Below are 7,360 nucleotides of genomic sequence, written 5' to 3' on the forward strand. Positions count from 1 at the left end.
TATCTTTTTCCCTGTCTATATATAATTGATTTCCAAGTATTTGATTAGATGAAAAAGCTAAAGACGTTAAGTTTTAAGTGCTCCTGATACACATTAAAGCAAACTTTAAGCGGAGACATTGTTCAAAGTATTCTCTTATCAGTCTCTATTATAGCATATTCAAAATTGTCTGACCAACCAGATTTCAGTGGTAGCACCTGTCTTTTTCGTCCCTCTCTACGCATTCCTACTTTCTCTAGAACCTTAATAGACCCAATATTGTCAACGGCACAACCTGCTTCTATTTTATGCAGTTTTAGCTCCTTAAACCCAAAGTCAAGTATTCTGTTTAAAGCTTCTGTTCCAAAACCATTACCCCAATAGTTGGAATGCAATTTATACCATACTTCACCCCTACTGTATTTAGGGTTGCCCAATTTTAAAGCAATCAAGCCCAAGAAATTATTATTGGTTTTTAGTACGATGGCAAAGATGTAATTCTCTGTCTCTTGCTTTTGATTGTCAATCACCCAGGCATTAATCACTGACTTAGTCTCGTTTAGATTTTCAGGTATTCCCAAGGTGTTAAACTCGTCAGTTTCAGGTAATAAATGAAGATTATGAACGGCTGTCAAATCAGAATCCTTAACTAACCTAAGTTTAAGCCTTGCAGTTTGTAATTCTATTTTATTCATGAATTGATGTTTAGCACACCGGCTGGGCGAAGCTGTGCTTTATTGCTTTATAGCTTTTGTCATGCTCTCGTACGCTATCAAAAGCTAATTAGAACGTTTCCTGTTTTCTGACCCTTCATTACATATTCGTAAGCCCTGGATCACTTTCCAGCCGGTTTTCAAATCACTTCCATGCTGCCACTGCTTTACCAGTTCAGGCTTTGTAATTGCGGCCCAAACCGTTTAAGGTGCAGCTTTTATTTTCAATTTCGAAATATTCGTTGCCATATTTTTCAGAATTTGTTTTCAGTTCTCAGCTGATGTTTTGTGAATGAAAAGCAGCAGGTATCTAAGCACTAACTACTCGGCTTCTTACTGGCTTATATTTTAAGATTATTCTTTCGTTTTAATAATTAATCCGCTATTTTTCATATTCACTCTGTTGTCCGTTGGCTTCTTTAATTCAAAAACAAAGCAACTAGTGCCATTGAATTGCCTTTCTTCCACAAACTCGAATCCCATTCTCTCATAAAATCTATGCGCTTTACTATTGCTCTTGAGCGGGTCAATCAAAACTCCGTTTACAGTAGGCACTTCGAAACATGTTTCAATTGCTAGCTGCATCATTACTGTCCCATATCCTTTGTTCAAATCAGTTTCTTCACCAATCCAAATATCGATTGCCCTTTTATTCTGTTCTACTTTTTCCCAATAATGAGTTTCTTCTTCGTAAGGGTCAATAATTTGGATAAAACCAATTGGCCTATCATCCAATTCAGCAATTAATTGCTCCCGCCATTCCGGATTGCGATTAAGTTCTAACTCCCAATTCCAATCGTCATCTGGGTCACAGTCAATTACGTGTTTTTTGGTGTCCCAATACTTAAGTAATTCTAAGTCGTGTATTGTAACTTTTCTTAGCTTAATCATTTGGCATTAGTTCTATTCAGCCTGCGTTAAACGGATTTGTATAAGCGATTGCGAGGCTTAGGCTGTAGTATGGCTTATACACAATGCGAGCGCCCAGCATGGCACGAGTACTATTTCGAAAGAAATATAATCAGATTATCCAGAGGGTGCAAATCCCTTATCGGCGAGTGGGTGAAGCCAATAAGCCCCGAAATAATTGGGATCTTCGACAAGTTGGAAGGGCGTGAGCGGTGAGGTATGTACTGGGTTATTGGCTTTTGTTCTTTATTGTATTTTTCTTTATATCAAAATAAGAAGCAAAGCCAATCTCTGGTTCTCCATTTTCTCTATGCTTCAAAATGATTTTATCATTCCATATGAAAACAGTATCAGGAATAAAACTATTGTCATACACTTTGTCTAGAAAGATGAGTTTATCACCAATCAATTTATACTTGCCTATATATTCTTTATCGCCAAACATGTGAGAAGACACCATTTCAAATTTCTGATTTTCTCTTAGCGTTAAATGCATGTAGGACAAATCATCCTTTAAAGTAGCCTGCAAGACAATTTTGCTTTTAAGCAACTCTGACTTTAGTAGCTCACCTAATCCTATTGCAGAAAGTGCAATCAATCCACAGGTCAAGCCAACCCTGCTATGGTAAACTATTGCCCAGGCAAAAATCAAGAAAGTTAAAAGCCCAGAAATAACAAGAGGAACTAAGGCTATTATCCAAAGTTGCTTAAATAACTGTTCTTGAAATGTATAGCTAATTAGAAATATTAAGGTGGATATGACCACAGCTATTTCAAATACCTTCAGTTTTACTTTCATAATTATCAATACCGCATAACGTATTTGTTTAACGAAAGTGGCGTGGAGTAGGGTCGTGAACTTGTCGGCTTTGATGTTGTTAACTTAGAGTCTAAAATAGCACTTTTCGCCACATTACCCGCTATTTTCCGTTAAACGATGTTGTGTGCCGTAACTTATTTAATTTGATACTCCACGTATAAAGTTGAATTTATGCTAACGGTTCCTTTGCTAATGTTAATTGATTGATTTTGCGCCGAGGTTTCTACTGCTTCTTCGTAAGAAGCATCTTTCGATTCAAAAGTTTGAGGTAAAGAAGAAGAAATTTCGACGTTTCCAATTTTTAGAATCTCTTTTTTAGATTCTGGCAATTCTATCAATAACTTATCAGCTAAAACACTTGCCTTTTTCAACGCGTCTACATATGCCTCATTCTTTAAACTATCTATTTTAGAATGCGAATAAGAAAGTCCGCCCAAATCAAGGTTTCTATTTTCAAGAAGTTCAGAATAAATTTCATCAAGTTTGTCAATGTCACGAATAGTTATAAACATCATTGTAGAACTATTATAACCTTGAAATACTCTGGTGTTTTTAGCCCAAGTGTAACTTTTGTTCATGTTTACTGAAGTCGTTAGGATATCATCTTTGTTGATTCCAAAAGAAATGAGTTTACTATTCAATTCATTAGTTTTATCGACAAGGCATTTTTTTGAAAGCTTTACAGAATTTTCAAGACAATTCAAATTAATATAAAAAGTAGCTAGGTCAGGTAAAGTTTCTATTTGACCGTAAGACTTAATCATTATTGTTTTAAATTTTGATCTCTCATCATGCGAATTGCTCTGACAACCGAATAATAGAATGAAGCTTAAAATTCCGAATATTGTTTTCATTTTCTGTCGTTTTTATGGTACCCAACGGCTTGTATAAAAGGCGAACGAGGCTTAGCCGAAGTGTGGCTTATATACCTTGTTGGCAGCTGCCATTCTTTTATTTTTCAATTGAGTACTATTGCTTTAGCACTTGAAACTTCAGCCTTAGTTCTTTTAGTACTCTTTCAGGGTCTGTACTTATTATGTGCCGAAAAGTCTTTGAGCTGGTTAAGGTGAAACATACTTTGCTTCCATCCTGAAATTTAATGCAGTATTTCAGGGGCATAATTGCTTGCTCTATAGTCTTATATTCAGCTATTGGCTTAACCTTAACACTAAACAACTTCTTTACTATAATAATTTTTCCTTCTAAGTATAAGTCAGCATAAGTATAGGCATATCTTACCACAAGTATACTTGAAACTAAAAAAGCCAACAGAAAAATTACTCCTTCAAAACTGAAGTTTTTGGTGATGATAATGTAGAGTAAAAATAAGCATAGAGGAACAAAGAAGATTAGCGCCAATGCATGCCCAATCACAGCAAAGCCACCACTAATTTTTTCTCTTTTCATTTCTATTTCTATTCTTTCTATGCTTACTAATTACGATTACTGTAAAAATAGTAGCTTTGGTTTGTGATTAGCTTTCAGAGGCTATTATTTTTTACAACTTGTTACCGGCTGAGCTTTCAGCATTTATATTAATTCGATCTAAAATGCTCATCCAGAAAATTGAATACTTTATCAAAATACTTTTTTGTATCATGATGCTTTCCGTCGAATAAATAGTTTTCATAATAATATTTTAAATTGTTCTCTCTCAATCTATTTTCAATTTGATTTGACATATACCCTGACGGCCAAAGTTCATCATTCTTTGCCGATAGCAATAAAATTGGACCATTAATTTTTTCCACCTTTATAACACCATTTAATGTTTTTTCCTGTTCTTCAATAATAATTTCACTTATTCTTTGTGAGTCACCTTGTAAAGAAGCCCAGAAGGCTTTAAAAGGTATTTTCATATAGGGTATTTCTTTGTCATTATATGTCCATGCTGATGTGTTTGCTGTCAGGGTTTGAGCTGGAAAACTCACATTGGATGGCACCAATGCTACCACTGCATTAATATCCTTATACCTACTTGCTATATTAAGTACAAGTTCTCCGCCTCTTGAACTTCCAAGAAGCGCAATTCTGTTCTCATTGATTTCTGGCCTCCTGCTTACCTTTTTTATGGTATCATATATTGCATTAATTGAAATCCTGTCAAGCTTTTCAGGTGTGTTCTTTGTATTAAAATATCCAATTGATAGAACAGCATAGCCTTTTTCAACAAACTTGTTTCTCATTTCCAACCAATAATCCTCAGTCCATGTATTACCACCTTGACTGCCTCCAAAAGCCACAATTAATGGTTGATTAACTGAATCTCCAACAAATAGTTGAGCGTCAATTTTACCATGGTTTTCAGATAAGGGAGGATTATAGAGATTGAAGAAAAGGACTACTCCAATTATAAGAATAATGATTACAGTAATTACGGTAACAAGTAATCGTTTTATCAAAGCCCTCCGGTTTTTATTTTTGATCTTCATTTATCAAGTACATATATGGTTTGCCGGTACGTGTTGGTATAGCAGATGGTAAGGCGTCAGCCGAAGTATGACTGCTATACTTTGTTGGCAAGTGTTTTTATTCTTCTGACCCTGATGATTCTGGCAGGCTAAATCCATACATAAACTTCATCAAGTGACCGCCAGAGCTTTCTAGTCCCACTATGTCTATGAGTTCTTCGAAGTAGGTGCATATCCTTTCTCTATCTTCAGTATCCAAGTTCATGTATACATCAGAAAACCTTACAAGGCCTACTTCTATCTTGTTTTGGTACTCTTTATCTGTTGGGTTCTTGCCCTCTGCTACTGCCCTGAAATCATCTGCTGCTTTATTGATTTTCTCTGTTAGTGCAGGCCGCATGTTAGGGTTAGTAATACCTGGATAGAAGAATGTGCTCTCTTCCACGAACTTTTCCTTCTTTTTAAATTCTTCGAACTTAGTCATGGCATTTTCAGGAGTTCTTATTTGTGTCTGCCCACATGCAGAAAAAGATAAGCAAACAAATAAGATCAGTAGATATTTATTCATTCTTTAAATTTTAGCCCAACGTTACTCGTGCAGCCGAAGCCCGAAGCATAGCGAGGGTTAAGGCTGAACTTTGCTGCCAGAAGGAGATTTAACTCTTGCTTTATTTCTTCTTATCCCGATATTTCTCTGACTCTGATATTACATTTTCAGAGTCAAAACCATCAAAATAAATGCTACATAAGCACCCAAAACATAAACCCAAGAAAGTGTCTCTGTAAATTTATCCCGTAAATACCTTTCTTTGAAATTGTCAAATATCTTAAGGTACCTGTTACCACCAATGAACCATAACCAATTGAGTGCTACGAAAACAAAGCCCAGAGAGAGGAGATATTTTTTTTCTAATTCTGGCATTTCTCCATAAGTATAGAAGTAAACTAAAGCAGTAAAAGTAAAAAGATAAAGTTGACTTGATACCCCCACTATTCCAGAGGCGGTCAGCCAAGGAATATCATTTCCATACCTTCCATTTTTATAGTAGCGCTTGAAAACATGAAAGAATATCAGGTTATACCATGTCATTTTCGGTTGTTTCCTTTTCTCTTTTTATAACTTCTATTTCTGGCAACGTGCTGGTATATGAGGTATTTATACCTTATATACTTTGTTGTATGGGCTTGTTTTTAGTTCTTCTTTACTCTTTTCTTGAACAGCAACACTATGCCTGTATAAGTCAAAAATGCAATTATCAAACAGAAAATCCAGTCTTCAAGCTTATATGGATTCAATTGGTAATGACCATGAGAACCTGCTATCATTCCAGCAATGAGAAAGAAAGCTAACAATAGAAATAGAACTCCGAGTGATTTCCTGCCCATTAATTTATATGTTCTTAGCTTTCCCTATACCTGCTTAGCTTAGCACTTCTTATTGCCAAGCATCTGCCAACTGGCTTATTGCAAAGAGAAAGAATATTATAGCTATTGCAAGAACTACAAAGGCTAAAATTGTTAAGGCTTTGAAAAGCTGTTTCAATATTTCTTTCATACTTTCAATCCCATACAACGGCTTGGCTAAGGCACGCCTAAGTGTGCTTTAGCTCTTGTTGGCAAGTGTGTTTTTCCTTCAATAACTCTTCAGCCGCCATGACTGCTTCTTTTCTATATCCTTTCATCGAAATCTTCTCCACAAGCTCTTGTTCAGAATAATTCTTAAACTTTTGCTTAAAGCTCTCCACTTCTTGCCGTATCTGGCTTTCAATTTCCGTCTGTGTTAACTCTTCTTCGACAGTTTTATTTAAGTCAGGCAGAAATTTATACTGGGTCTCAGTTTCCTTGATAGGTGGGTTTATCGGGTCGAGTATAAGAGATGTTAGCAAGAAAACGGCACTATCATGGGTGACCAACTTTAAGTATCCGTACTTTCTCCATGGAAGAGTGAACCAGTTCTGCTCCCAATCTGGAAGTCGGTAATCCCGCTGGACTACCCTTATCACTTGCTTTACATCAGAGGCAAGTATAACATGTCTGCCTTTTTTGTCCGTTACTGTTATCAGCTGCTTTTCTTTGTCTACTTCTACAATTGTTCTTCTATTAGTTATATAATAAGCAATGTGTAAGTAAAAAGCTGGTAGAAAGGAAACGAGACAACCCCCAAGCATGAACAGGTAAAAGCCTAACTCTGACAGCAGACTACTCCCCTTAATCCAATGGAATGCAAAAACCATAAGATAGCCAGCTAATACTCTAACTCCGTTCGAGATAGACCTTAACTGATACTTCTTATTTATTTGTAAGACTTCTTTCATTAATATTTTTGCCAACGGCTAGTACAGGCTGCCAGTGAGGCGTAGCCGAATATGGAGCCTGTGCCGTGTTGGCAGAAGGATTTCTTAAACTTTTTCAATAGTGAATGTGTTGCACTATCCGTTCCAAGTTTTATAATACCTCGGCAAAATCAGACCACAAGTTAAGTTTAAGAGTAATAACCTAAAAAGTGGAAAGATGAAAAAAGTAAGGAG

At 36.0% G+C, this 7,360-nt stretch carries 9 protein-coding genes; all 9 read right to left on the minus strand.

The annotated features are described in order from the left end of the window. Nucleotides 1-122 precede the first annotated feature (122 nt). The 9 genes from MKJ04_RS19815 to MKJ04_RS19855 all read right to left on the minus strand — a co-directional run bounded on the left by MKJ04_RS19815 (nt 123) and on the right by MKJ04_RS19855 (nt 7,147). The gene (locus MKJ04_RS19815) at nt 123-674 is read right to left on the minus strand and encodes a GNAT family N-acetyltransferase (protein WP_241643482.1); all 552 of its coding nucleotides are present in this window, start codon (nt 672-674) and stop codon (nt 123-125) included. 372 nt (nt 675-1,046) lie between these two features. Continuing rightward, nucleotides 1,047-1,583: a GNAT family N-acetyltransferase gene (locus MKJ04_RS19820; protein WP_241643484.1), complete on the minus strand. Its 537-nt coding sequence runs from the start codon at nt 1,581-1,583 to the stop codon at nt 1,047-1,049. 247 nt (nt 1,584-1,830) lie between these two features. Further along, nucleotides 1,831-2,400: a hypothetical protein gene (locus MKJ04_RS19825; RefSeq protein ID WP_241643486.1), complete on the minus strand. Its 570-nt coding sequence runs from the start codon at nt 2,398-2,400 to the stop codon at nt 1,831-1,833. A gap of 155 nt (nt 2,401-2,555) precedes the next feature. After that, the gene (locus tag MKJ04_RS19830; protein WP_241643488.1) at nt 2,556-3,275 is read right to left on the minus strand and encodes an SIMPL domain-containing protein; all 720 of its coding nucleotides are present in this window, start codon (nt 3,273-3,275) and stop codon (nt 2,556-2,558) included. A gap of 115 nt (nt 3,276-3,390) precedes the next feature. Then, entirely contained in the window at nt 3,391-3,828 is a 438-nt protein-coding gene (locus tag MKJ04_RS19835) for a hypothetical protein (RefSeq protein WP_241643489.1), read from the minus strand. 128 nt (nt 3,829-3,956) lie between these two features. Then, complete coding sequence (locus MKJ04_RS19840; RefSeq protein WP_241643491.1) at nt 3,957-4,853, minus strand: acyl-CoA thioester hydrolase/BAAT C-terminal domain-containing protein; 897 nt, start codon at nt 4,851-4,853, stop codon at nt 3,957-3,959. A gap of 97 nt (nt 4,854-4,950) precedes the next feature. Further along, nucleotides 4,951-5,400, minus strand: a complete 450-nt coding sequence (locus tag MKJ04_RS19845; RefSeq protein WP_241643493.1) for a DUF4844 domain-containing protein — start codon at nt 5,398-5,400, stop codon at nt 4,951-4,953. Between the two features lie 138 nt (nt 5,401-5,538). Beyond that, nucleotides 5,539-5,922, minus strand: a complete 384-nt coding sequence (locus tag MKJ04_RS19850) for a hypothetical protein (RefSeq protein ID WP_241643495.1) — start codon at nt 5,920-5,922, stop codon at nt 5,539-5,541. Nucleotides 5,923-6,424: 502 nt separating this feature from the next. Further along, nucleotides 6,425-7,147, minus strand: coding sequence for a hypothetical protein (locus MKJ04_RS19855; RefSeq protein ID WP_241643497.1), 723 nt, complete (start codon nt 7,145-7,147; stop codon nt 6,425-6,427). Between the last annotated feature and the right edge of the window lie 213 nt (nt 7,148-7,360).

Source organism: Pontibacter sp. E15-1, assembly GCF_022601975.1.
Taxonomy (GTDB): Bacteria; Bacteroidota; Bacteroidia; order Cytophagales; family Hymenobacteraceae; genus Pontibacter.